This is a genomic window from Photobacterium sp. DNB22_13_2 (assembly GCF_052873915.1).
The window spans coordinates 136,819-159,638 of the sequence record NZ_JBNNXU010000012.1 but is presented as its reverse complement, the minus strand read 5'-3'; the positions used below and the strand labels follow the sequence as shown (position 1 = coordinate 159,638).

Genomic DNA, 22,820 nt, shown 5'->3' with positions numbered 1-22,820 from the left:
CCTTGTTACACGTTGCTATTTATCAGTAATACGCGTTGAGCACCGTATTCCCCCTAACAACTGCATAACATGCCTTACTATAGATAGCCGATTAAACGAAAATTTCCAATAGTGGAATACCATGTACTTTAGTGACCATAATTTTACGCAAACGTTTGCCTTCTGCAAGCTAAATTTCTAATATAGTGTTAACTTTTTGCTAAAGAATGCCACAATCTCAACTGTGTCGGAAAGGTTAAATTTGTATCTCGAGCCTTGTTCTATATGGGGTTGTGACGTTCTACAGAACATTTACAAATGGATGCATAATCTGGCTGGTTGTGAGTTTATCGTTGCGAAATCGGGGAGTGTGACTGGTTGAAAAACGGCCTGTTTCCTTTAGGAAACTAAATTTCAAATATGATGCATTGGTCATATTTTTTTTACCGATGTGCTTTTATGTTTCTCGGTCGCTATGCCAGAATGAAATGAACGTCGTTACCAGGGAGGGAAGTAATGAGTGACGAACAGCAGGTCGATGTATATCCATCAATGACCGTCGTGAAAGAGTTCGAATCGGATAAGGCAGATAAAATTGAGCCAATGCAACTAGGAAAAAGGCTCAAGGAAATTCGAATGGCCCATGGCTTGACGCTTGAAGAAGCCAGTAAGCGGACCGGGTTGGCTCGTTCGACTTTATCTAAGATTGAAAATGAACAAATCTCACCGACTTTTCAGGCGATGCAAAAGCTAGCTGGTGGGTTAGAAATTGATCTTCCACAACTTTTTGCACCACCCAAGCAGTTGAAGGCTACAGGACGTAGGGATATAACTCGTAAAGAACAGGGTAAACCGCATCCAACGACGACATACGAACATGAGCTTTTGGCGACGCAATTAACGAATAAAAAAATGATGCCGTTTAAATCAAAAGTACGGGCACGGGCTTTTGAAGACTATAGCGACTGGATCCGGCATGACGGCGAAGAGTTTCTGTTGGTGTTAGAAGGTGATATCACATTCTATTCTGAGTTTTACGAGCCGGTCACATTAAGCCAAGGTGATTCAGTCTATTACGACGCCAACATGGGGCACATGCTGACTTCTCTTAGTGAGGACGATGCCTTGATATTGTGGGTGACAGCTTCTTAAGTGACGTTGTCACGAGCCAGGTGTGAACAGAATGTGTTTAGTTCATAAAACACGTATTGTTCTTAGTTTGTTTAGCAGTCAGTGTCTCGGTTTTTCAGGATCATATGTTGATGCGTTGATTGTTAATTCTATTGATGGTTTTAACAATTGGTGTGTTGCAAGTTAAAAGAGCGAACCTAGCAATAGGTTCCTCATATTTTGAAAAAGTGTTAATTCTAGAAACTTTTACCTGTGGTTCAAATGTGTGATGTAGCACGGTTGAATGATAGGAAACTTTGTTTACTATAAGAAACTATGTCTAACATGGTTGTAACAGCTGATATGGAGTATCGCCGCTTTGCTCGCGGTGTATGGAGTAAAATCATATGTCACAAGAATTACTGGTAACACCACTACACGCACTACACATTGAAATGGGCGCCAAGATGGTTCCTTTTGCTGGTTATGATATGCCAGTGCAATACGCGTTGGGTGTACGTAAAGAGCATATCCATTGCCGTGAGTCGGCTGGTCTATTCGACGTTTCCCACATGGGGCAATTGCGTCTTCATGGTGAAAATGCAGCAAAAGTCATCGAGTCGCTAGTTCCTGTCGATATTATTGATCTTCCGGCAGGAAAGCAGCGCTATGCCTTCTTCACCAATGAGCAGGGCGGAATCCTTGATGATTTGATGGTAACCAACTTTGGTGAACACCTGTTCGTTGTTGTTAACGCGGCATGTAAAGAACAAGATATCGCACATATCCAAGCCCATCTTCCTGAAGATGTCACCATGGAAATTATCGAAGACCGTGCACTTCTAGCATTGCAAGGTCCAAAATCCGCGCAAGTGCTGGCGCGCTTAAACCCTGCTGTTAGTGATATGGTCTTCATGGATGCGGCCAATGTTGAGCTATTAGGTGTAGAGTGCTTGGTAAGCCGTTCAGGTTATACCGGTGAAGATGGTTATGAGATCTCTGTGCCTGCCAATAAAGCTGAAGAACTGGCTCGTGAGTTATTGGGTCAGGAAGAAGTCGAATGGATTGGTCTTGGTGCTCGTGATTCACTACGTCTTGAGTGTGGTCTGTGCCTGTATGGTCACGACCTCGATACAACGACGACACCGGTAGAAGCAAGCCTGCTTTGGGGTATCAGCAAGCCACGTCGTGCCGATGGTGAACGTGCGGGTGGTTTTCCAGGCGCCGATATCATTCTTGAGCAGATTAAAACTAAAGATGTTATTCGCAAGCGTATTGGTCTAGTGGGCCAGTCTAAAGCACCTGTTCGTGAAGGCAGCAAGCTGTTTGATGCAGATGACAATGAGGTTGGTATTGTGACTTCTGGTACCTTTGGACCAACAAAAGGAGCACCAGTAGCTATGGGTTACGTTCAGACGGATCTCGCAGTGATTGGTACTGAAATTTTTGCTGAAGTTCGAGGCAAGAAACTGCCGATGACAGTAGAAAAAATGCCTTTTGTTCCGCAAAACTATTTCCGCGGTTGATTTACAATCATGTCAATAATCTATTGATGTAAAAAGAGTTTTTAAACTGTTATGAAAGGAGCCTCGTCGGCTCCTTTTTTTGTCTCAAAGTCTGGTTGGAAAAATGCCCACAAATCAACTTTGCTATAGATAGGCACTGCCAATAAAGCTGAGGTTGAAATGAAGAATTGTAACTTCCACGAAACTCACTCCCACAAGATCCCTGTCTTATTTGTTGCTTTGATGATGGTTACCTCATTCACTATCTCTGCGGAATCTCTCTTAATGGGGTTTGATGAGTACATGGATCGTTGTATGTCGTCTTATGGGACAGACAAGATCACGCGTTCAGTCTGTGAAAACCAATATAGGGCCATTGAGCAAAAAGAGCAGGAAATTTTTGCTAATACGAGTGATGAAAATGACGAAGTATGGCCGGACGAGAAAAATAACGCTGATGTATTGAGTGATAAAAATTAATAATTTAATAGTCTCTGTTAATAATTATTATTGATGGGGTTAATGAGTTAATGTTGTTCATGCATTTTTACAACGTTAGTGTGTGTTTATTTCTCTTATTTGCTGAATGAAAGCTGTCTCGATGTCTAATTCCTTTGTGTTTTTATCTCGCTTATTCAGATTATATTGCTTGGAAGATATTTAATTTCAATTAAAACAGAAGGTTACAGTGGGTGATCCCTGTTTCACTTAACCGCTTAATCAATTGCTCGTCACTCAACTGTTCAGCTTATATTTAGCCGATAGGCGTAGTATCTCTAAGGTGAATTAATCAACTAATGAAAGCAGGTTTATTCACCATTAAGTTGGTGATTTTATTCTGCTTTCATTAAATGTTATGAGTTATATGGTTATGCGGCAATATTTGACTAAGTTTCCATTGTTTGTTCGTGAGCAATTAAATATGCGAGAAATGTTATTCGAGATCGTGCTAGTGATCGTTGCAATAGCAGCGGCAATTGGTTTGTTTACCGCGGCTGTTATGGCCTAGTTTTTTGATGCTCTTCCTCTAGTGTCACAGCAGGAAGCGTGACGCAGACTTCAACACCTTGTTTATCTTTGCGATTTCTAAGTAAAATCTTTCCTTGATGATAGTCAGTAATCAAGCGTGCTATGAACAACCCAAGCCCTAAGTGAGGTTTGCTTTGTTGGCTTTGAGTGCGAACGGATATCATAGAGTTCAGTAGTTGATTGCCCATATCTTCCGGCAGTAGTGGACCTTTATTACTGACTATTAAGCAAGCCTCAGTATTTACTTGTGACAATGTCACCTCAATCGGCTGACCATCTAGGCTAAAATCAACAGAGTTTGAAATCAATTTGTCGAGCATCTGTGCCAAATAATCCGGCGCACCATCAACCCATACCGGTATGTTGCCTGTATTGACACTGAAGCTTTGGTTCTTATAGGCCATTTGATACCCCTGCAAACAGCCCTCAACCAGTTCATTGAGTGGGAAAACTTCCTTTTCGGCACCCTGTAAACTTTGTTCGATGCGGGTGGCTTCTGTCATACTCGATAAAATGGTATTGAGTCGTTGGATTCCTTCCTGCGCACGCTCTATGTAGCGTTTTGAATCTTCATCTTGTTCTTGCATGGATAGGTTTTCGATAGAAGAACGAACAACGGCCACCGGTGTACGTAACTCGTGGGATAAGCGCGAGGAGAGGTTTTCTAGATAATGATTATATTGCCCTAACCGGTTGACCATACCCGCCAAACTGCGGCTTAGGTCGCCAATTTCATCGCTTTCTGTCGATGCAGTAATGGTATGCTGAATTTTTCCCTGGCTATCAATGGCATGTTCAGCCTCATTACGTAGTTTTCTCACTCTTTGTGAGATGTTGGAGGCAAATAAAAACAGCGTTAGGGTACCAACCACAATAATGGCGATGAGGGCATTGAGTAACTTCTCTAGCGCACGATTACGTAACGTTTGAATACCTATGGTCGACTCTTCAGCAACCACTGCACCCATTACGTTGTCACCAAGCCAAATAGGGTAAGCTGCAGCTAATATCATTGCCTTGCCGTCATTCGACCTTCGCCAGAGCGAATATCCGCGGCCTTTGAGGGCTTGTGATATGTGTACTCCTTCCACCTTGGCTGCATCTTTAAGTGCATCATGAAATGCGGTTGGTTCATTTATTAGGTAACGGTAATACAACGGGTGAAGCCATTTTTCCTCTAGCTTTGCCCACCAAGAATCAGTTTCATCGCTATATTTGACGGATGACGACCACACACCGTTGGACTCCTGAATATCACCTGTTTGGGCCAAGACTCGCTGGTGTCGATCAATAACCCAAATACGTGAGCTGGTATGTCCCATTCCTTTGAGGATATTTTCAATCTCCGGAGAAGGGATAAGTACGGTGCCCAATTTGCTCATTTGATTGGTGTTTGATGTGCCAATAATGGTGTCGACTTCACGGTTGCTGGTGTTATTGACATCATAAAAGGCAAACCCCAACTTGCTGCCCAGCATGTCTAAAGGAAGGCGTAATTCAATGTTATAACCGTTGTCAGTCGTATGCCAGTACCCTTGGATTTGGCTTTCAAGGGCTAAATCGGCTGGGTTCGTAATATCCCCATTTATCTGCCAAGCATTGAACCATCCATCTTCATAGACGGAAATCACATAGCGTTGAAATTCACCACTGGGTGTGGTTATTGCGATGATCAGGTGATCGTTTCTATCGACTCGTGCTGAGCCTTTTCGGCGCATAATTGGTTTGTTATCTTTCACCTCAAACATGGCGTATAGATAACCATCGTATTTTCCGACCATATGGTTGAAGCGAAGGTTGCTGCGTTGATACGGCCAGCGACTGAACTGAACGTATTCTTTGCCATAATGCACAACTTGTTCGGAATAATCAGACCAGTCACTGAGTTGGCCGTCAAGTTTGATTGCCGAACCGAGTTCGTAGGCATATAGATCACGGCCTTTTTGCACTGATTGCAAAAAACTGGCTTGGTCGGTAAATAGGTTAGGGCGCTCATTTAGCGCAGTGGCGACGGCCCGTGTGGTACCAACCAATGTTTGCTCTTGACCTTGGCGCAAGAGTTTCTCCATCTCGAGGATGTAGTTATAGCCTATCCAAGGGAGTGTCAGCAATAAGCAGGCAATTAAGGTGATTTTTGTGCGTAGGCCAAAGGTTGGCTTTAGCCGTTTTAAGTTTATAGCTGATATCTTTTGCAATACGCTTTTTTGCATTAAGACCCCCAACGGTAGCCCATGCCGTATACCGTGTTGATACAGTCAAACTTGTTATCGAACTGCATGAATTTTTTACGGATCCGCTTGATATGGGAGGTAATAGTACTGTCATCAACAACCACCTGTGCTTCGTCCATGAGGTCATGTCGACTTTTAACGTGTCCCGGACGCTTGGCTAGTGCAAATACCATCCAAAACTCAGTGACCGTTAGTTCAACAAGGTTTTGCTGCCAGAATACCTGCATTTTGTTTTTATCGATGGAAAGATCCCCGTGCTGAACAAGCTCTACTTTCTCGGTAGGTTGCTGCATCAGATCGCTACGGCGAAACAGTGCGGCAATACGGGCGATCAAATGAGGCAGACTGACATCCTTGGTCAGGTAATCATCGGCGCCCATACGTAAACCACATACTGTGTCGAAGTCACTGTCTCTGGCGGTTAGGAAAATGATCGGCACGGTTGGTGACAGGGCGCGGAGTGATTGGCATAAGGTAAAGCCGCCATCTATCTCATCCTGTAAGCCGATATCGATAATGGCCAAATCTGGTAGTTCTAGTTCAAAAGCAGCCTGGGCATCAGGGCGATTGTCATAGCCTTGCACATCGTAACCATGCTTTTTTAGTACATCGATGTAGTTTTCACGGATGGCTTTTTCATCTTCGACAATGACAATTTTTTTCATGACCTAGTACCTCTATATTTCATAACCTAGTACCCATACTACGTGTTAATGATGCTGACTATACAACAATCTAGCCGATAGAAAAGGCTTGCTGCCGGAATCGGAGCAATTGCCATTTTTTTGCCACAATTGATCATGACATTGCCTTTTTTTGCGCTCAGATTTGCCAGATCGGCTTGCTTTAATAACCTCATCAAAACGAAACACCCAATACAAATCGCTAAGTAAAAGCGAATTAAGAAACCTAAGTAATTCGATGAGGACATCACAATGAAAAAGCAGCTTATCTCAACACTGATTGCAACAACACTTATGGCTTCTCTGGTTTCTCCTGTCGCCACAGCAAATGACATTGTGAACGATAGCAATATCAACGACAGCTACCATGTTGGTGAGCAAGAATCACTAATCGGCCTAGGCTCAGGTGCCGCGTTTGGTGCCATTGTTGGTGGCCCAATCGGTGCGGTTGTCGGTGCCATGGTTGGCGGTATTGTTGGTACCGCTGTAGGGCAAGATCAGCAAATTCAGGCACAAGATGAAGAGCTAGGTGAACTTGTCGCCCGTAATACTGAACTTGAGCGTATCAGCCAAAAATATAATCAGGCACAAATTGAAATTGCGCGTCTTGAGCAAGATAAATATGACCTGATGAATCACAAAGAGCGTCAGCTTGATTTGGCATTGGAAATGAATGTGCATTTCAGAACGGGCTCTGCGGATATTGAGCCGCTGTTTAAAGCCCAGTTAGATGAAATTGCAGAAATTATGAAGCAGGCACCAGATATTCGTTGGGAGCTCGCTGGATACTCGGACCGACGTGGTAGCACAGAACGTAACCTTAATTTGTCAGAGCAACGAGTGGAAGCGGTACGTTATTACCTGGAATCGCAGGGTGTAGAGAGTGTTCAGCTTTACGCTGCAGCATATGGCGATCAGGAGCCTCTTAAGAATGAGCAAAACTTTGAAGGTGACTTCTTCGACCGTCGAGTGACATTGCGCAGCGCTAGTGACCATGTCAGCACGGCCCAAAGCCATTAAGAGGGCGAGTAATGACTGAACAACAAAAGAATAAAGTTAAAGAGGAGGCACCTAGCTGGGTGCTTTCCTTCCTGATTACCTTGTTGCTTACCATGCAGCTCACCGTTAGGGCTGATGATATTTCGGCACAGAAGATAGATATCTTAGGCGGTGACACCATTTACGCCTGGGATGAAAGCTGGCAGCCCGTTGATACTGAGCAGCATATCCACACAAGGGCTCAGCTGCATGGGACAGAGCAACGAGGGGGGCAATAATGAACGACGTGTGTGGTATGAGTTATTAATGAAGGTATCACTTTTACATTTCAGCCTTATTTACTGCTAAAAGGAATACCTATAATCGGAGTTAGTCGTGTTGAAATTGAGGACTGCTCGCCCAAGGTTGGGCGAGTGATCAATACACACTACCGCTAAGATAGTGCTTAGAGGATGTCTTTAAGTCTTTCTTGAACGGCTTGAACCAGTAAATCTGGTTGGAATTTGGAAATAAATCGATCACAGCCTACCTTATTCACCATAGCTTCATTGAAGTTGCCACTGAGTGATGTGTTCAAAGCAATATGGAGATCTCGCATTCGAGGATCATTTCGAATTTCGTGAGTAAGTTTATAACCATCCATTTCTGGCATTTCGGCGTCGGTAAAAACCATCAACAACTCATCGTTTAGGTTAGTGCCTTTGTCGCACCAGTTTTTTAGCATACTCAGTGCATGTAATCCGTTATGGGCTTCAATGATCTCTAGCCCTAGCTGTGACAAGGTTTCACGGATTTGGCTGCGTGCCGTCGATGAATCATCGACAATGAGAACCTTGCGACCATGGAAGTGATTCAATAGCGATTGGTCGAGTACCTCTTGTGATATTTGTGTATCGTAATCAATAATTTCAGCCAGTACTTTTTCGACATCGATGATACTGACTAACCGGTCTACGTCGTCTTTTTTGATCTTCGTTATGGCCGTCAGGTAATTACCTTTCCCAACTTGCCTCGGTGGCGGTTGGATGTCTTGCCAAGTCATGTTCATAATATTCATCACTTCACCCACCAAAAATGCCTGCACCGAGCGGTTGTACTCGGTAATGATAATATTGCACTCTTGTGAATCGTTTGCCCGCATACCAATTGCTTTGCGTAGATCGATAACAGGGATAGAAATACCACGAATGCTAGCAATACCACTGATATTTGGATGAGAACCCGGAAGTTGGGTAAGCCGAGGCAGCTTAACGACCTCTTTGACTTTGAACACATTAATAGCAAACAACTGTGCGGTATGGAGCCGAAAAATAAGGAGTTCTAAGCGGTTTTCACCGACAAGGTTTGTTCGCTGGTCTACTGAGTCGAGGAGAGAGGTCATTAAGTGTGCAATGAATTTGTAATATTAAATTTATCAATATCTTACCTCACAACTATGGTCTTGTCTAAGTTAGTCAATAACCTAGCGGTAAAATGCTGCTACATATCGCTTTTCATCAAATTATTTTCAAAATAAATATCCAAAATGTTTCAAATCAAGGAATTTGATGCTGTAGCCAGATAATCTGATCTAATAACTAAAAAAGATGATCGACTAAACCTAAATCAACAATTCTACTGGTTATCATCCTGAGCGCTGTGCTGCTTCTCCCTATGAACAAGAAGTTAGCTATATATAGAGCCTTGAAACTCACAATAAAGGCACAGTGCCAGCAACAGAAAGAGGCAACTATGAGTAATGTCACGATAGACGGTCAGGTTCTGGCTACTGACGGTCAATTGTCAATTCTTGAGCTCGCTCAACAGTTCGAGATTGAAATCCCATCTTTGTGTGGGTTAAATAAAAATGGCGAGAAAGTACCATGTGATTTATGTGTGGTAGATATTGAAGGCCAAGGTATTCAGCGAGCATGTGAAGTCACAGCTGTACCTGAAATGGTCATCACCACACAAAGCGATGTGCTTTCTGAACGTCGCCGCGAATCGCTAAATCGCATTATGTCAGATCACTATGCAGACTGTGAGGCGCCTTGCCAAACCGCATGTCCTGCCGGTGTCGATATTCAGTCTTACCTGTATCACATTTCCCAAAACGACCATCAGAAGGCAGTCGAGGTGATTAAACGTACCTTGCCGATGCCGTTGTCTATTGGTCGTGTTTGTCCGGCTTTTTGTGAGACAGAGTGTCGTCGCGGTATTGTTGATGAGCCTATTGCTATCCGTCAGTTAAAGCGTCATGCGGCGGATATTGACCTTGAAGCTCAGGAACAATACGTTCCACCGCGTAAAGCTGACAAAGGCAAGAACGTGGCGGTTATTGGTAGTGGCCCCGGCGGGTTGAGTTGTGGGTATTATCTGAGCAACGAAGGTTACAGTGTCACTGTGTTCGAGTCGATGCCTCAGGCCGGTGGCTGGTTGCGTTACGGCATTCCAGAATACCGCTTGCCAAAAGCCATTCTTGATAAAGAGATAGAGCTTATTTGCCGCAACGGCATGAAGATAGAAACCAATACCACCTTGGGTAAAGACTTCCTGCTATCAGAGCTAACCAATCAGTATGATGCTGTTTGTTTGGCTGTTGGTGCATCCCAAGCGGTTGAAATGAATTATGAGGGTAGTGAGCAGGATGGTTGCTATCTCGGTGTCGATTACCTGAAAGACTACGTAACGACGCAAAATTACACCACCGGCAAGAAAGTGGCCGTGATTGGTGGTGGTAATACTGCTATTGACTGTGCACGTACTGCTGTACGCGATGGTGCAGATACCACACTTATCTATCGTCGTACTCGCGATGAAATGCCAGCGGAAGACTATGAAATTGTTGAAGCTGAGCATGAGGGTGTCAAATTCCACTTCTTGACCAACCCAGTCGAAAACATTGCCGACAGCAATGGCCGGGTAACGGATGTAAAGCTTGAGAGAATGGCACTTGGCGAACCAGATGCTTCAGGCCGTCGTCGCCCAGAAGCGACAGGTGAATACTTTGTCGAGCATTTCGACACGGTCATTTCAGCTGTATCGCAAAAACCAGATCTATCGTTCTTGGACAATGACAATATCGAGTTGCCTGTTACCCGCTGGCTAACACTTGAGTCAAGCGACGAGACTATGCACTCCGGTGTTGAAAATATCTTCAGTATCGGCGACTTCCGCCGTGGTCCAGCCACAGCGATTGAAGCGGTGGCTGATGGCCGCGTTGCGGCTGAAGCGATTGATCGTTTCTTCAATGGGGATATGGAACATATTCCTGTTAAGCCATATAACTCGCAAAAAGCCGCTAAGGTAAAGCAGGTTGATCCTAAGCAATTCGAAGGCATCCAGAAGGCCATGCGCTCTATCATGCCTGAGCTTACCAGCGAACAGCGTGAACTTAGCTTCGCTGAAGTAGAAACTGGCTTTGTTAATGAAGAAGCGATGCGTGAAGCCGCACGCTGTCTTGAGTGTGGCTGCCAGGCAAATACCGACTGTAAGTTACGTGACTTTGCTACTGAGTACAAAGTAGACAAAGATGAGTTGGATATGTCCGACTGTCAGAAGTTTGCTATTGATGACAGCTCAGAATTTATTGTGTTCGATGCTAACCGCTGTATCAGCTGTGGTCAGTGCGTTGATATCTGTAATGAAAAAGCCGTTCACGGTGCTCTTAGTTTCTTGAAAGACGCTGATGGCAATAGCGCTAAACGTCCAGAATGTCGACCTGGTTTTGATAAAGGCTACACCATGGGCGATTCAAATTGCGTACAGTGTGGTGCCTGTGTATCTGTTTGCCCAACAGGCGCGCTGTCTGATGCCCGTGATAAATCTCAGGGCCGAATTGAGATGCTCAAGCCGGTTGATACCATTTGTACGTATTGTGGTGTGGGCTGTAAGGTCACCATGTATGTGGACGAACTAACCGATAAGATCCGTTACGTACAAGGTGCGAAAAACTCGCCGGTAAACCAAGGCATGCTTTGTGTGAAAGGACGCTTTGGTTTCGACTTTGTACAAAGCGATGAGCGTTTGAGCCAGCCATTGATTCGTAAAGAGGGTGAACTTCAGCCTGCCAGCTGGGAAGAAGCCATTTCTCTTATTGCGGATAAGTTCTCATCAATCAAAAATGAGTCGGGTGGTAATGCACTGGCTGGTTTTTCGTCAGCGAAAACCACCAATGAAGATAACTTTGCTTTCCAGAAGTTTGTTCGTCGTGAGTTTGGTACTAACAACGTCGACCACTGTGCTCGTTTGTGCCACTCTACAACCGTAACAGGGCTAGAGGCTTCGCTGGGTAGTGGGGCAATGACCAACGATATCCCGAGTATTGCCCATTCTGATCTGATCTTTATTATTGGTTCGGATACGACATCTGCTCACCCAATCATTGCGTCACATATCAAGCAAGCTCTTCGCAAAGGGACTGCCCGTTTGGTGGTCGCCGATCCGAAGAAAGTGGATATTGCCGACCATTCTGAGCTTTATGTTGCACACCGTCCAGGGACTGACGTGATGTTGTTGAATGGCATCATGCAGCAAATCATCCTAAACGGCTGGCAAGATCAGAGCTACATTGAGCAGCGTGTTGAGGGTTATGAAACACTCAAAGCTGAGGTGATGAGTGACGCTTATTCTCCGGAGAAAGTTGAACTGGTTACTGGCGTTAAGCAAGCTGATTTGCTCAAGTTGGCAGAGACAATTGGTACAGCCAAACGTACGGCTATTTACTATTCAATGGGTATTACTCAGCATACGACGGGGCACGATAACGTACGTTCAATTGCGAACTTGCAGTTGCTGTGTGGCAACATTGGTATTGAAGGGGGCGGTATCAACCCGCTTCGTGGTCAATCGAATGTTCAAGGTGCTTGTGATATGGGTGCACTGCCTTGGGACTTCCCGGGGTATCAGAAGGTCACCAACAAAGATGCTCATGCCAAGTTTGCTCAAGCATGGGATCGTCCTGATTTATCTGCTGAGCTTGGCCTGACACTCACAGAGATTATCGATGCCGCTTGTAAGAAAGAAGTACGCGGCTTGTACGTAATGGGTGAGAACCCAGTTCTGAGTGATCCAGATCAGAAACACGTGCTGGAAGCCATTGAAAAGCTAGACTTCTTGGTTGTACAAGATATTTTCATGACTGAAACTGCTCAACTTGCCGATGTGGTTCTTCCTGCTTATTCATTTGCTGAGAAAACGGGCCACTTTACCAATACTGAACGTCGTGTTCAGCGCTTGAATCCTGCTGTTAAGGCACCGGGACAGGCGATGGAAGATTGGTTGATCATCCAGAATATTGCTAACGCGATGGGGAGTGACTGGGCTTATCAGTCAGTTGAAGACATTACCGCAGAGATAAATGCCCTAACACCTCAATATGCAGGTATTACTTGGGACCGTGTTGGTAAAGATGGCCTACAGTGGCCATGCCGTGATGAAAATCATCCTGGTACCCGTGTCATGCACCAAGAGAACTTTGTTCGGGGTAAAAAGGCTGAAATGGTAGCCGTTCCTTTCTTGTATGCCGCTGAGCTACCGGATGAGGAGTATCCAATGGTGCTCTCGACAGGCCGATTGTTGGAGCAGTTCCATACAGGAACGATGACGCGTAAGACTAAAGGGCTGGATAATCTTGCTGGGCCAAGAGTTATGATCTCTGTGTTTGATGCTGAGCGGTTAGGTGTGTCAAATGGTGAGATGCTGACTTTGTCAACTCGACGCGGCAGTATAGATGCGCCGGCGTTTGTGACTAAACGCATTCAGCCAAATGTTGTGTTTGTACCGTTCCACTTCGCTGAGTCAGCAGCGAATAAGCTTACGGTGACAGCTACCGATCCACATGCCAAGATCCCTGAGTTTAAAGTGGCAGCTGTTAGAGTAGAAAAAATGCTAGCGACAGTAGAGTAGTTTGTCTTTCTAGTCATATAGTATTTGTTCTGTATATATTACTAAACACCCAGTTTTACTGGGTGTTTTTTTATGTCTGTCACAAAACGGAATGCACCATAAGTGGAAGATAAAATTCCACATTTAATCTCGTTAAGAGCTTTAACCTCAATATTGAATTCTAACATTTCAAAATAGTTAAGCTAATTACTAGTCAAAATCCACAAAAAATACCCGAATGACACTATTTCTTACATTTTAATTAAATCTTAACAATTAATTTACAGTGCTATATTAATATCAAATAGGAGAGTGGTTTAGGGTGTTACAAATTGTAAAATAATGAAAGTTATGATGAAACCCAATGTGTGGCGAAGCACCAGGGTGTATGCAATCTAAGCGAAAAGTGGGAAAATATCCCTGTTAGTTTAAAGCACATCGAAAGGACGCATTTTTAACTTTCTCAAAAGAGGTGTTTATGAAGTTCGGTCTGATTTTTTTGTTGTCTGCCGTTGCTGGTGTACTTTCTGGTGAGCATTTTCACTCTTTCCTTGTTGGCTTCGGAATAGCTTCAGTTGCTGTTGGCGCTGGATATTGGCTAGCTTTTCGCTGCTCGACCCGCTATCCGCAACTTGCTTTTTTGATGTTGTTGATGGGGATGATGGCCAAAATTGGCGTTACGATCACTGGTGTAATGTGGGGACTAGAGTCGAATATTATTAACTCGCCATTCGTGTTCTCGCTGTCATATTTATTCTTCTCGATTGTTGTGACTTATATGTATTCCAAGTGGCGCGAATTCCAAATGTCACGTATGACAGCCACACTAACGACAGAAACTGTTTAAGCAGCATTGTACTCAATACTGAAAACGGGCTTTATGCCCGTTTTTTTGTGCCTGGAGTTTACCTGCTGTGTTAAAAGCGGATTAACTTATTAAGGGGGCGGCGGCATAGCTCACTCAGGCGCTATTCTTTGGGGGTCTACAAAGTAGAAAAATAACTTGTTCTATGCCGCCAGTACCGCTGGGTACGTCGCTATTTTTACGTTAAAATAGGAAGCCTAAAACAGAAGAAATAATAAAAACAGGTTCCCCTTTTATGAGCGGTCAACGGCTTAAAGTCCAATTTCAGCGATTGTATACCCACTTCTCTGGCCAAGATGCCGATACCAACCTTCAGGTTATCGCTGAAGTACTATTTTGTACCCGAAGAAATGTTCGGATGGTGATTAACAAAATGGTCGATAAAGGTTGGATTGATTGGGAGCCCGCGGTCGGGAGGGGCAAGCAATCAAGGTTAACCTTTTGTAGCACAGACAATGAATTGCAGTTGATGCATGCCAGAAAATTAGTTGCAGAAGGGAAGCTAGAACCTGCTCTTGAAGCCCTTGAGCACAATGCAGACAGGCTTGCCCAGATCATCCAAGAACAGCTTGGTCACACCACGGCACATGGTAAACAAATTGTTCGTTTACCCTATTATCGCGCCTTTAGTAACCTCAATCCGTTGCAACCTTTACGTCGTTCAGAGCAGCATCTGGTTCGGCAGGTGTTTAATGGGTTAACTCGTATAAACGAGGAAAAAGAGGAAGTCGAAGGGGATTTAGCACACCATTGGGAAGCGTTAAATCCACGTCACTGGCGTTTTTATATCAGGCCGTCAGTTCGATTTCATGATGGTCGCTTGCTCAGCAGTGACGATATTATAGCTACGTTCGACCAGGTTAAGCAGCATCGGCTATTCAGCCATATCCGTGAAATAAATGCACCATTTACCAATACGGTCGATTTTTATTTAACCAGCGATGACCAACGCTTCCCTGATTTGCTCACCAACCTTATTGCTATGATCCAGCCTGCTGATGCAGACATGGGCAACCCCAATGTTTTATTTCCGATAGGCACGGGCCCTTATAAAGTTATTCAGAATGACAGTAAGCGTTTTAAGCTTGAAGCTTCTGATCAGTACTTCGGCTTCAGGGCACTGATTGATGTTGTAGATATCTGGATGCTGTCAGAAGTGGCGTCGTGTTACTTGCAGCCAGCTACGGATGCTAGCCAACTGGGTGGCGTGAGTGTGTCGACTCGCCTGAAATTAGATGAAGGATGTAATTTCCTTTTGTTTAACCGAATCGGTGGCCTACCTGCTGACCCACAATGGTTACGATACCTACAAGGTCGCTTAACCGCCTTGCAGCTGTTGCAGCGGTTAAATAAAGATCAGATTGGGGATTTCCGTTTAACGAATGCTTATGGCATTTTACCGGGCTGGACCCATGTACCCTTGCATTCATCTCCCATTCAAACTCCACCAGCAAAACGTACAGTAACCATAGCCTTCGCTTGTCAGCACCCGGTTTACCCGCACGTTGCCAAAGTAATCCAAGAGATATTAGCTGAAGATGGTATTAAGCTGAAAATGCTTGAGTTAACCACGACTGAGATTGCGCTTGGTAAACATAGTCAGAAGATAGATCTGTGGTTAGGTGGAATGAGTTTGATGAACTACCGTGATGATGCCTTACTGTCATGGTTCTTCAATTTTGATCACATCGCTCGAGCGATGCCTGAAGAAGAGTTCAAGCAACTTGAGCTAGAGGTAATGCGATGGAGGGCGAATATTGAACAAACTTCGCCTTGCCAGCATATCGGTGCCAAGCTCGTTGAGTTTGGCCAAATCATGCCACTGTTTCACAACTGGCTGGGTGTTGATGACACTGGGGCTGTCCAAGGTATGCAATCTAACTCTATGGGTTGGTTTGATTTTAAGTCGGTATGGATGAAACCAGATCATGATGACAGTGCTCTCTAAATACTTGCATTTAAGCACAAGGGAAAGTTCATATTTCTAACACTTTACATTCATAGCAATGACATCTGTACTGATTAAAAAAGAGCCATGTGTTGCCATATCTATTAATAGCCTAATAGGTAGGCATGATATGTTCTTAATTAGCATGGAGAGTCACAATGTTTGAGTTTGATCCGAATGATATTGATCTAAACGAGCACGATGTATGGGACGAAAACCAGGACGATATTGAATTTGATGATTGGTTAGAATCTGTAGATCTTAATGACGACTATGAGTAGACATGTTTGATAACCCAGAACAGGCAATCTTGCCGGTTCTGGGTTCGAGTCATGTTTAGCTAGGGACTTAGCTTTGTAGGGACCTAGCTTTGATTAGCAGAGGCTTTAAGCGCTTCATTCTGATTGCTGAACCATTGGTTTATTGGCCGCCACACCACATCTACCATGGACTTATACCAAGGGGCTTCATCAACACCTTGGGTGGCTAATAGTGGCTGCTCTGTAATCACTTCATCATTGATGTACCAAACGACTTTACCTACTTCCTGGCCTTTGGTTATTGGTGCTTCTAAGTTGTCATAGTGAATAATGTATTCTACATTCTTTCTTTGTCGACGAGGGATCGTGACTTTTCCTCCAGAGCCCACAACGACTTCGACGGTTGATGGACTGCCGTACCAAACACGTAGTGGGAGTAATTCGTCTTTACTGAAATTAGGCTCGATGTCTTGGTAAAATCGAAATCCCCAAGTTAATAATTTTTTACTTTCATTACGTCGTATTGACGCACTTTTTGTACCCAGCACTACTGCAATCAGCCGCTGCCCATTTAATTCGGCGGAAGATACAAGGCTATATCCTGCATTTTTGGTGTAGCCCGTCTTCACACCATCCACCTTGATAGTCGTATCCCATAGCAATGCGTTACGATTGCCCTGCTTAATTTTACCAAACGTGAACGATTTTTCTTTAAACAACGAGTACATGTTGGGTAAATCAGTAATCAGCGCTTTTGTTAGCAATGCCATATCGTAGGCTGTTGTTTGCTGTTCTGCGGAATCTAACCCATGTGGGTTAGTGAAGAAGGTATCTTTCATCGAAATTTTTTCAGCATAACGGTTCATCATCTCGATAAAAGCTGGTTGATGGCCGGCTACATGTTCTGCAAGGGCTACAGTCGCATCATTTCCTGACGAGATAATGACACCTCGATTAAGATTATCGACTGAGACTTGGTCGCCAACATTAAGGAACATTTTTGATGAGCCCGGAAATTTTTTCCCCCAGGCGTTTTCGCTGATCACGACCATGTCGTCTGAGGCAATATGGCCTGACTTGATTTCTTGGCCAACGACATAGCTAGTCATAATTTTAACGAGGCTGGCAGGAGCGTGTGGGGCATGGATGTTTTCTCCCGCAATAACCTGACCGGTATCATAACTCATTAACACCCATGACTGAGCCGCGATCTCTGGAGGTGTAGGGTGGATTTCGGCATAACCCGGCGAGACTACAGCAAGGGAAATAACGCTAAAAATCAATTGTCGGCAATGTTTACTAAAGGCTGGAAGTGTCATCGGAATAAACCCCGTCAGTGCTGCACCGTTGCACTTTTCAGCATAGTAAATATTTTAAATGTAGAATTAATTTGATATCAGTCTTGTAACGTTTTTTACGAGTTTCTCAACATTGAAACAGTGGTTGATGTTGAAATTATCTCGTTAAATTAAATGGCTTAACCTAATGTGATTGTCTGATACTAGGCCCGAATGACAAGTTTTGGTGAGAGAGCTGCTGCATAAAAAAGATATGTGAATCGATAAGTTGTTTACTTTGTTTTTGCCTATTTGGGTGGGGGTGTTGTTGGCAAAGTTCCAACATATTGACAATCATGTGCTCGAGCTTTTTGACACACCAGCGCTGAGTGGCGGGATCTTGATCAGGTACTGTCGCTAGCATCTGAATTTTACTGTAATAAAACTGCTGGTATTGAAACGCAAGGTCAAAGTTGCCAGATTTTTGATGGAATAAGCTTAACCGGCGACAAACGTCCAACCAATAGGCGATGGCTTCACTGCGCTTAGGGTTAACAACCTCCCCAAATAACGTAGGCGGAGCTTCATTCAGTAATTGAGTAACTGCCGATTCGTCCCAGCTGGCATTGAGGGCTACATTTTTCTTGAGTTCTTCCAACCAATACTCGATTGTTTTCATGCTATAGCCCCCTAATACCAGTCTAAAGTAAATAATTCTCAGCTAATTTAAGCACGTCTTTTCTGATGATGCGCTTATAGATCTGATTATTTTCTATCGTCATAGAGCAGTTTGCTTCAAAATTGGTGGTGTTGGCAGTATTAAATAGAGAGCGAATAAATGCGGTGCGTCACAGAGTACTTGTGAAGGCAGGTGAATCCTTCTTCATATGTTCACATGGTGTTAATTGTGTGTTGTAATTGCTGTTAACATATTGGATTGCTTCACGTAAATATCTACAGGGAATGTGTACAATAATGCTAGTTTAATCACTCAGGGAGTTGAGTAGCGAATGAAACTGTTACGAGGAAGTATACTGTTCGGGGGTGTCGCTGCAGCCCTAATGGCAGGAGGCAGTGCTTTTGCCGCTGCACCAGGTGCCGATTTAACCCAGTCAACAGTAGGTTATGCATCACTTATTATTTTTGGTTTGGCTTACTGTCTGGTAATGGGAGAAGAATACCTGCAACTGAGAAAGTCTAAGCCCGTTTTGTTAGCCGCTGGTTTGATATGGTTAATGATTGGGTTTGTCTATCAGCAACAGGGGCAAATCGAACTGGCAAAAGCAGCCTTAGAGCATAACCTACTTGAGTACGCAGAGTTGTTGTTGTTCTTGTTAGTTGCGATGACGTATATCAGTGCAATGGAAGAGCGGCGTTTGTTTGATTCGCTTCAATCTTGGATGGTGGGCAAAGGGTTTAATTTCAGGAGTTTGTTTTGGCTTACGGGCTGTTTATCGTTTGTCATTTCACCGATCGCCGATAACTTGACTACCGCATTGTTGATGTGTGCTGTTGTTATGAAGGTGGGAGGTAGCAACCTGCGTTTTATCAATATCGCGTGTATCAATATCGTGGTGGCCGCCAATGCTGGTGGGGCATTCAGTCCATTTGGCGACATTACAACGTTAATGGTTTGGCAGACCGGACTGGTTAGTTTTACCCAATTCCTTGACCTATTTATACCCTCTCTGGTTAATTATCTAATCCCAGCGGCTATCATGTCATTCTTTGTACCGAAGACAAAGCCTAATACTACAACTGAATATGTTGAGTTGAAGCGAGGAGCGAGGCGAATTGTCTTTTTGTTTATTTTGACGATAGCCACAGCGGTTGGCTTCCATGCGTTAGTTCACTTCCCACCTGTTATTGGTATGATGATGGGTTTGGCGTATTTGCAGTTCTTTGGCTTCTACCTTCGCAAGACACTGCCTCGTTCGTTGGAAAAGAAAAAAGCGCTTGCCATTGCCAATAAAGATGATGAAGCGTTAAAGCGGATAGGTTCAGTGGTACCCTTTGATGTCTTCAAACGTGTTTCTCACGCCGAGTGGGATACGCTGTTGTTCTTCTATGGTGTTGTGATGTGTGTAGGGGGGCTTAGCTTATTGGGTTATCTTGGCATGGTCTCTGAGGTTATGTACTCCCAGTGGAATCCTGTATGGGCAAACGTTATGGTCGGTATATTGTCTGCAATAGTGGATAATATTCCTGTTATGTTTGCTGTACTGACGATGCAACCTGAACTCTCATTAGGTAACTGGTTATTAGTGACACTGACTGCGGGTGTTGGTGGTAGCTTGCTATCTATTGGTTCTGCCGCTGGTGTTGCATTGATGGGAGCAGCTCATGGAAAATACACATTCTTTGGACATTTGAAGTGGATGCCGGTAATTGCATTGGGGTATGTGGCAAGTATCGTTTGCCATTTATTATTGAACAATCATTTATTTTAAGCTGTCGTTCACACTTGGCCAAAAACTATAACGAAGGATGTTTACCAGAATAAATATTGTTTAAAAAATAGTCGATCAATGATGTGACAGTAAACTGAAAATGTGTAGAACATCACTAAAGAATGATGAAATGTAAGCCCAGCAAATGCTGGGCTTTTTTTTGGGCATTTGTCGTGCTTAACTAGATATAGCTAAGTGACTTCAAGGTGCTTGGCTATAATTAAAGTTGTTGTAGTCATAGGAATGGCGGATGAAAAAATATGGATATTTAATTGTAAGCGCTATTGTGCTTTCTTCGGGCTCTACAGCCCATGCATTGGATTTAGAAGCTCTGTTTAGGGTTCCAAGTGTAAAATTGGCTATTGCCAAGTCGACCGGCAATGTCGATATTACAAAAAAGGGGCAGTTCAACGATGTCCCATTTAATTCTTCAAGCTCTGTTACTCCTGTTATTTCCCTTATTCAGTCTCCATACTTTTTTTCAGAGTCGACCCGTTGGGGGTATCACACTGAGCTGTCTGCTAGCTATTTTGATCTAGATTATGATGACGATGATGATGATCAATTTGTTGATGGTAATTACAAGGGCTACTCAGTTGGGTTCACACCGGTACTGTTTTACCAGTGGGGAGATCGCAAACTGTGCTCGTCGTGTAAAAGTTGGCGAGTAGAGTTAGGGGCGGGTGTACACTATCTCAATGCTGACGGTAAATTGAAGAGTGCTGATAATAGCCAAGAGAAATTCGACTCTTCTGGTTTCGGCTTTAACTCCCACTTAGGTACTGTTGTTAATTATAAAAACTGGGAATTGGGCCTGAGGTTAGTGGTGCCAACCAGAATGGATGATGGTGATATTAAGGTTGAGCATGGGCTATCTTCTGTGAGTTTAGGTTACCGCTTCTAATCTGAGCGTAAAAAGCGCCTATTTGATGTGATAAATAGGCGCTTAGCTTAATTGTGTAGTCACCCGTAATTTGGATTATCGCAATGCGGCTTCTAGTTCAGATAGGAAAGTATCGATATCATCATTGCTAATATCGATATGGGTAACTAATCTCATCGGATTGCCCGGAGTGACTATGATATCTTTATCTTTCAGCGTTGTGGCTAACTGCTTTTGGTCAATGCTTGGATCGACTTTAGCAAAGACAATATTTGTTTGGACAACATCGGTATTAACCTTGAAACCAGGCATTCGGTTTAATCCTTCAGCCAGCTTTTTGGCATTCGCATGATCATCTGCTAATCGTGCGACATGATCGGTCAAAGCAATCTTTGCCGCTGCAGCTAGGATACCTGCCTGACGCATACCACCACCAAGTACTTTTCTCCAGCGTCGCACTTTAGCAATGAAGGCTTTATCACCCAGTACAAGTGAACCTATTGGTGCACCTAATCCTTTTGATAAGCAAATGGTCATGGAATCAAAGAACTGGCTGATTTCCTTTATATCAACTTCTAAAGCGGTGGCGGCATTGTATACGCGAGCACCGTCTAAATGCAGTTTAAGCTTGTGTTGGTTAACAAACTCTCGCGCTTCTGCCATATAGGAAAGAGGAAGCACCTTACCATTGATAGTGTTTTCAAGGCTTAGCAAGCGGGTTCGTGCGAAATGGGCATCGTCCGGTTTGATAGCGGCTGAAAGCTTGGTGAAAGGGATTGTACCGTCTTTTTCATTTTCAATCGGTTGAGGCTGAATAGAGCCCAGTACTGCAGCGCCGCCCCCTTCAAACATGTAATTGTGCGCTTGTTGCCCGCATAGATATTCATCACCACGTTCGCAATGCGCCATTAACGACAGTAAATTTGCTTGGGTGCCTGAGCTACAAAAGAGTGCACTTTCAAACCCATGTCGCTCTGCTGCCCATTGCTCTAGATCGTTGACGGTTGGATCATCACCATAGACATCATCGCCAACAGAGGCGTTGGCCATTGCTTCTCTCATGGCTTGTGTAGGGCGGGTTACTGTATCAGAACGAAAATCAATCATGGGTACTTCCTTGGTATTTACTGTTTAGCCAAGCATTTTATTTGCGGGGGTATATGACTGTGCCAGAAAGCGGGCTTGGAGGATAGAAAACCGTGCCATGATTTTACTCAAATCCTGAAAATTTGATACTGAGCAAAAAAATGAATGAATAATTGTTATCCTTTCGTGAATTTTGATTTGGCTGTTCTTGGTTTAACTAGACTTATTAATGAAAAGACTGGGGCGCTGCATGCAGCGTTGTACCGCGACTTAGATTAGTGAGTTCGCTGTCGCGGGAGAATCATGGCGTAAGTCAGATAGGAGGCTGTCGTATGTTGGCTGAGCATAGGCATTTCATTTTACCTGGAGATTCAAAACTTCATGCGGATGTGACAATAAGTCCTGTTGGAGAGGTTGAAGTTAATATTTTGGAGCAGAATAGTCGGTTGAGTGGTGAATTTGACCAACTGTATTTTTATTCTGAAGGAAAAGAAACGGAACTCATTTGCAAAAATCAGCTTGAAAGAGATGATGTGCAATGGCATTTATCTCTGTCGAGTGATGATGCCCGAGAGCTAGCCAAACTGATAGAGCTTGCTGAAGAAGAGTATGAAATTCTGATGCGAGATCTATAACACTCAGCCCTGGTA

18 protein-coding genes are annotated in these 22,820 nt (G+C 43.9%); 12 read left to right on the top strand and 6 right to left on the bottom strand.

Going from position 1 to position 22,820, the window contains the following annotated elements; translation table 11 throughout:
* Positions 1-495: 495 nt before the first annotated feature.
* The 3 genes from ACVA58_RS17770 to ACVA58_RS17760 all read left to right on the top strand — a co-directional run bounded on the left by ACVA58_RS17770 (position 496) and on the right by ACVA58_RS17760 (position 3,074).
* Positions 496-1,131, top strand: coding sequence for a helix-turn-helix domain-containing protein (locus tag ACVA58_RS17770; protein ID WP_446511706.1), 636 nt, complete (start codon positions 496-498; stop codon positions 1,129-1,131).
* A 365-nt stretch (positions 1,132-1,496) separates the two neighbouring features.
* Positions 1,497-2,615 carry a glycine cleavage system aminomethyltransferase GcvT gene (gcvT, locus tag ACVA58_RS17765; RefSeq protein WP_446511705.1) on the top strand — a complete coding sequence of 373 codons (1,119 nt, stop codon included), beginning with the start codon at positions 1,497-1,499 and terminating at the stop codon, positions 2,613-2,615.
* 159 nt (positions 2,616-2,774) lie between these two features.
* Positions 2,775-3,074, top strand: coding sequence for a hypothetical protein (locus tag ACVA58_RS17760; protein ID WP_446511704.1), 300 nt, complete (start codon positions 2,775-2,777; stop codon positions 3,072-3,074).
* Positions 3,075-3,592: 518 nt separating this feature from the next.
* On the opposite strand, the gene pdsS is transcribed toward ACVA58_RS17760, so the two are convergent.
* Together pdsS and pdsR are read right to left on the bottom strand one after the other, a co-directional pair.
* Positions 3,593-5,833, bottom strand: coding sequence for a proteobacterial dedicated sortase system histidine kinase (gene pdsS / locus ACVA58_RS17755; RefSeq protein ID WP_446511703.1), 2,241 nt, complete (start codon positions 5,831-5,833; stop codon positions 3,593-3,595).
* Positions 5,833-6,519, bottom strand: a complete 687-nt coding sequence (pdsR, locus tag ACVA58_RS17750; RefSeq protein WP_446511702.1) for a proteobacterial dedicated sortase system response regulator — start codon at positions 6,517-6,519, stop codon at positions 5,833-5,835. Before pdsR ends, pdsS begins: the two co-directional genes overlap by 1 nt.
* A 270-nt stretch (positions 6,520-6,789) precedes the next feature.
* Here pdsR and pdsO point away from each other — a divergent pair, with 270 nt between their 5' ends.
* Together pdsO and ACVA58_RS17740 are read left to right on the top strand one after the other, a co-directional pair.
* Positions 6,790-7,557 carry a sortase-associated OmpA-like protein PdsO gene (gene pdsO, locus ACVA58_RS17745; RefSeq protein ID WP_446511701.1) on the top strand — a complete coding sequence of 256 codons (768 nt, stop codon included), beginning with the start codon at positions 6,790-6,792 and terminating at the stop codon, positions 7,555-7,557.
* Positions 7,558-7,568: 11 nt separating this feature from the next.
* On the top strand, positions 7,569-7,814 hold the full coding sequence (locus tag ACVA58_RS17740) for a hypothetical protein (protein ID WP_446511700.1): 246 nt from the start codon (positions 7,569-7,571) through the stop codon (positions 7,812-7,814).
* 167 nt (positions 7,815-7,981) lie between these two features.
* On the opposite strand, the gene ACVA58_RS17735 is transcribed toward ACVA58_RS17740, so the two are convergent.
* Positions 7,982-8,917 carry a chemotaxis protein CheV gene (locus ACVA58_RS17735; protein WP_446511699.1) on the bottom strand — a complete coding sequence of 312 codons (936 nt, stop codon included), beginning with the start codon at positions 8,915-8,917 and terminating at the stop codon, positions 7,982-7,984.
* A 350-nt stretch (positions 8,918-9,267) separates the two neighbouring features.
* Between ACVA58_RS17735 and fdhF the strand changes: the two genes are divergently transcribed.
* The 4 genes from fdhF (at position 9,268) to ACVA58_RS17715 (ending at position 16,495) form a co-directional block, all read left to right on the top strand.
* Positions 9,268-13,422 carry a formate dehydrogenase subunit alpha gene (fdhF, locus tag ACVA58_RS17730; protein WP_446511698.1) on the top strand — a complete coding sequence of 1,385 codons (4,155 nt, stop codon included), beginning with the start codon at positions 9,268-9,270 and terminating at the stop codon, positions 13,420-13,422.
* Between the two features lie 457 nt (positions 13,423-13,879).
* A complete protein-coding gene (locus ACVA58_RS17725) occupies positions 13,880-14,248 on the top strand; it encodes an NADH:ubiquinone oxidoreductase (RefSeq protein ID WP_446511697.1) in 369 nt (122 codons plus the stop codon).
* A gap of 253 nt (positions 14,249-14,501) precedes the next feature.
* Positions 14,502-16,214 (top strand): SgrR family transcriptional regulator, encoded by a 1,713-nt coding sequence (locus ACVA58_RS17720; protein WP_446511696.1) that lies wholly within the window; start codon positions 14,502-14,504, stop codon positions 16,212-16,214.
* Positions 16,215-16,372: 158 nt separating this feature from the next.
* Positions 16,373-16,495 carry a hypothetical protein gene (locus tag ACVA58_RS17715; RefSeq protein ID WP_446511695.1) on the top strand — a complete coding sequence of 41 codons (123 nt, stop codon included), beginning with the start codon at positions 16,373-16,375 and terminating at the stop codon, positions 16,493-16,495.
* An 83-nt stretch (positions 16,496-16,578) separates the two neighbouring features.
* Here the strand turns inward: ACVA58_RS17715 and ACVA58_RS17710 are convergent, their stop codons facing one another.
* Both ACVA58_RS17710 and ACVA58_RS17705 read right to left on the bottom strand, forming a co-directional pair.
* Complete coding sequence (locus tag ACVA58_RS17710) at positions 16,579-17,793, bottom strand: serine hydrolase (RefSeq protein WP_446511694.1); 1,215 nt, start codon at positions 17,791-17,793, stop codon at positions 16,579-16,581.
* 163 nt (positions 17,794-17,956) lie between these two features.
* Positions 17,957-18,430 carry a hypothetical protein gene (locus ACVA58_RS17705; RefSeq protein WP_446511693.1) on the bottom strand — a complete coding sequence of 158 codons (474 nt, stop codon included), beginning with the start codon at positions 18,428-18,430 and terminating at the stop codon, positions 17,957-17,959.
* A gap of 382 nt (positions 18,431-18,812) precedes the next feature.
* Between ACVA58_RS17705 and nhaD the strand changes: the two genes are divergently transcribed.
* Together nhaD and ACVA58_RS17695 are read left to right on the top strand one after the other, a co-directional pair.
* Positions 18,813-20,201 carry a sodium:proton antiporter NhaD gene (nhaD, locus tag ACVA58_RS17700; RefSeq protein WP_446511720.1) on the top strand — a complete coding sequence of 463 codons (1,389 nt, stop codon included), beginning with the start codon at positions 18,813-18,815 and terminating at the stop codon, positions 20,199-20,201.
* Positions 20,202-20,451: 250 nt separating this feature from the next.
* Complete coding sequence (locus ACVA58_RS17695; protein ID WP_446511692.1) at positions 20,452-21,105, top strand: hypothetical protein; 654 nt, start codon at positions 20,452-20,454, stop codon at positions 21,103-21,105.
* Between the two features lie 75 nt (positions 21,106-21,180).
* Here ACVA58_RS17695 and ltaE read toward each other — a convergent pair whose 3' ends face one another.
* On the bottom strand, positions 21,181-22,188 hold the full coding sequence (gene ltaE, locus ACVA58_RS17690) for a low-specificity L-threonine aldolase (protein ID WP_446511719.1): 1,008 nt from the start codon (positions 22,186-22,188) through the stop codon (positions 21,181-21,183).
* Between the two features lie 314 nt (positions 22,189-22,502).
* Between ltaE and ACVA58_RS17685 the strand changes: the two genes are divergently transcribed.
* Entirely contained in the window at positions 22,503-22,805 is a 303-nt protein-coding gene (locus ACVA58_RS17685) for a hypothetical protein (protein ID WP_446511691.1), read from the top strand.
* Positions 22,806-22,820: the final 15 nt, after the last annotated feature.

Excerpts from the sequence above, each read along its gene's own strand:
- ACVA58_RS17770 (WP_446511706.1), top strand. The coding sequence starts at position 496 with ATGAGTGACGAACAGCAGGTCGATGTATATCCATCAATGACCGTCGTG.
- gcvT (WP_446511705.1), top strand. The coding sequence starts at position 1,497 with ATGTCACAAGAATTACTGGTAACACCACTACACGCACTACACATTGAA.
- ACVA58_RS17760 (WP_446511704.1), top strand. The coding sequence starts at position 2,775 with ATGAAGAATTGTAACTTCCACGAAACTCACTCCCACAAGATCCCTGTC.
- pdsS (WP_446511703.1), bottom strand. The coding sequence starts at position 5,833 with ATGCAAAAAAGCGTATTGCAAAAGATATCAGCTATAAACTTAAAACGG.
- pdsR (WP_446511702.1), bottom strand. The coding sequence starts at position 6,519 with ATGAAAAAAATTGTCATTGTCGAAGATGAAAAAGCCATCCGTGAAAAC.
- pdsO (WP_446511701.1), top strand. The coding sequence starts at position 6,790 with ATGAAAAAGCAGCTTATCTCAACACTGATTGCAACAACACTTATGGCT.
- ACVA58_RS17740 (WP_446511700.1), top strand. The coding sequence starts at position 7,569 with ATGACTGAACAACAAAAGAATAAAGTTAAAGAGGAGGCACCTAGCTGG.
- ACVA58_RS17735 (WP_446511699.1), bottom strand. The coding sequence starts at position 8,917 with ATGACCTCTCTCCTCGACTCAGTAGACCAGCGAACAAACCTTGTCGGT.
- fdhF (WP_446511698.1), top strand. The coding sequence starts at position 9,268 with ATGAGTAATGTCACGATAGACGGTCAGGTTCTGGCTACTGACGGTCAA.
- ACVA58_RS17725 (WP_446511697.1), top strand. The coding sequence starts at position 13,880 with ATGAAGTTCGGTCTGATTTTTTTGTTGTCTGCCGTTGCTGGTGTACTT.
- ACVA58_RS17720 (WP_446511696.1), top strand. The coding sequence starts at position 14,502 with ATGAGCGGTCAACGGCTTAAAGTCCAATTTCAGCGATTGTATACCCAC.
- ACVA58_RS17715 (WP_446511695.1), top strand. The coding sequence starts at position 16,373 with ATGTTTGAGTTTGATCCGAATGATATTGATCTAAACGAGCACGATGTA.
- ACVA58_RS17710 (WP_446511694.1), bottom strand. The coding sequence starts at position 17,793 with ATGACACTTCCAGCCTTTAGTAAACATTGCCGACAATTGATTTTTAGC.
- ACVA58_RS17705 (WP_446511693.1), bottom strand. The coding sequence starts at position 18,430 with ATGAAAACAATCGAGTATTGGTTGGAAGAACTCAAGAAAAATGTAGCC.
- nhaD (WP_446511720.1), top strand. The coding sequence starts at position 18,813 with ATGGCAGGAGGCAGTGCTTTTGCCGCTGCACCAGGTGCCGATTTAACC.
- ACVA58_RS17695 (WP_446511692.1), top strand. The coding sequence starts at position 20,452 with ATGAAAAAATATGGATATTTAATTGTAAGCGCTATTGTGCTTTCTTCG.
- ACVA58_RS17685 (WP_446511691.1), top strand. The coding sequence starts at position 22,503 with ATGTTGGCTGAGCATAGGCATTTCATTTTACCTGGAGATTCAAAACTT.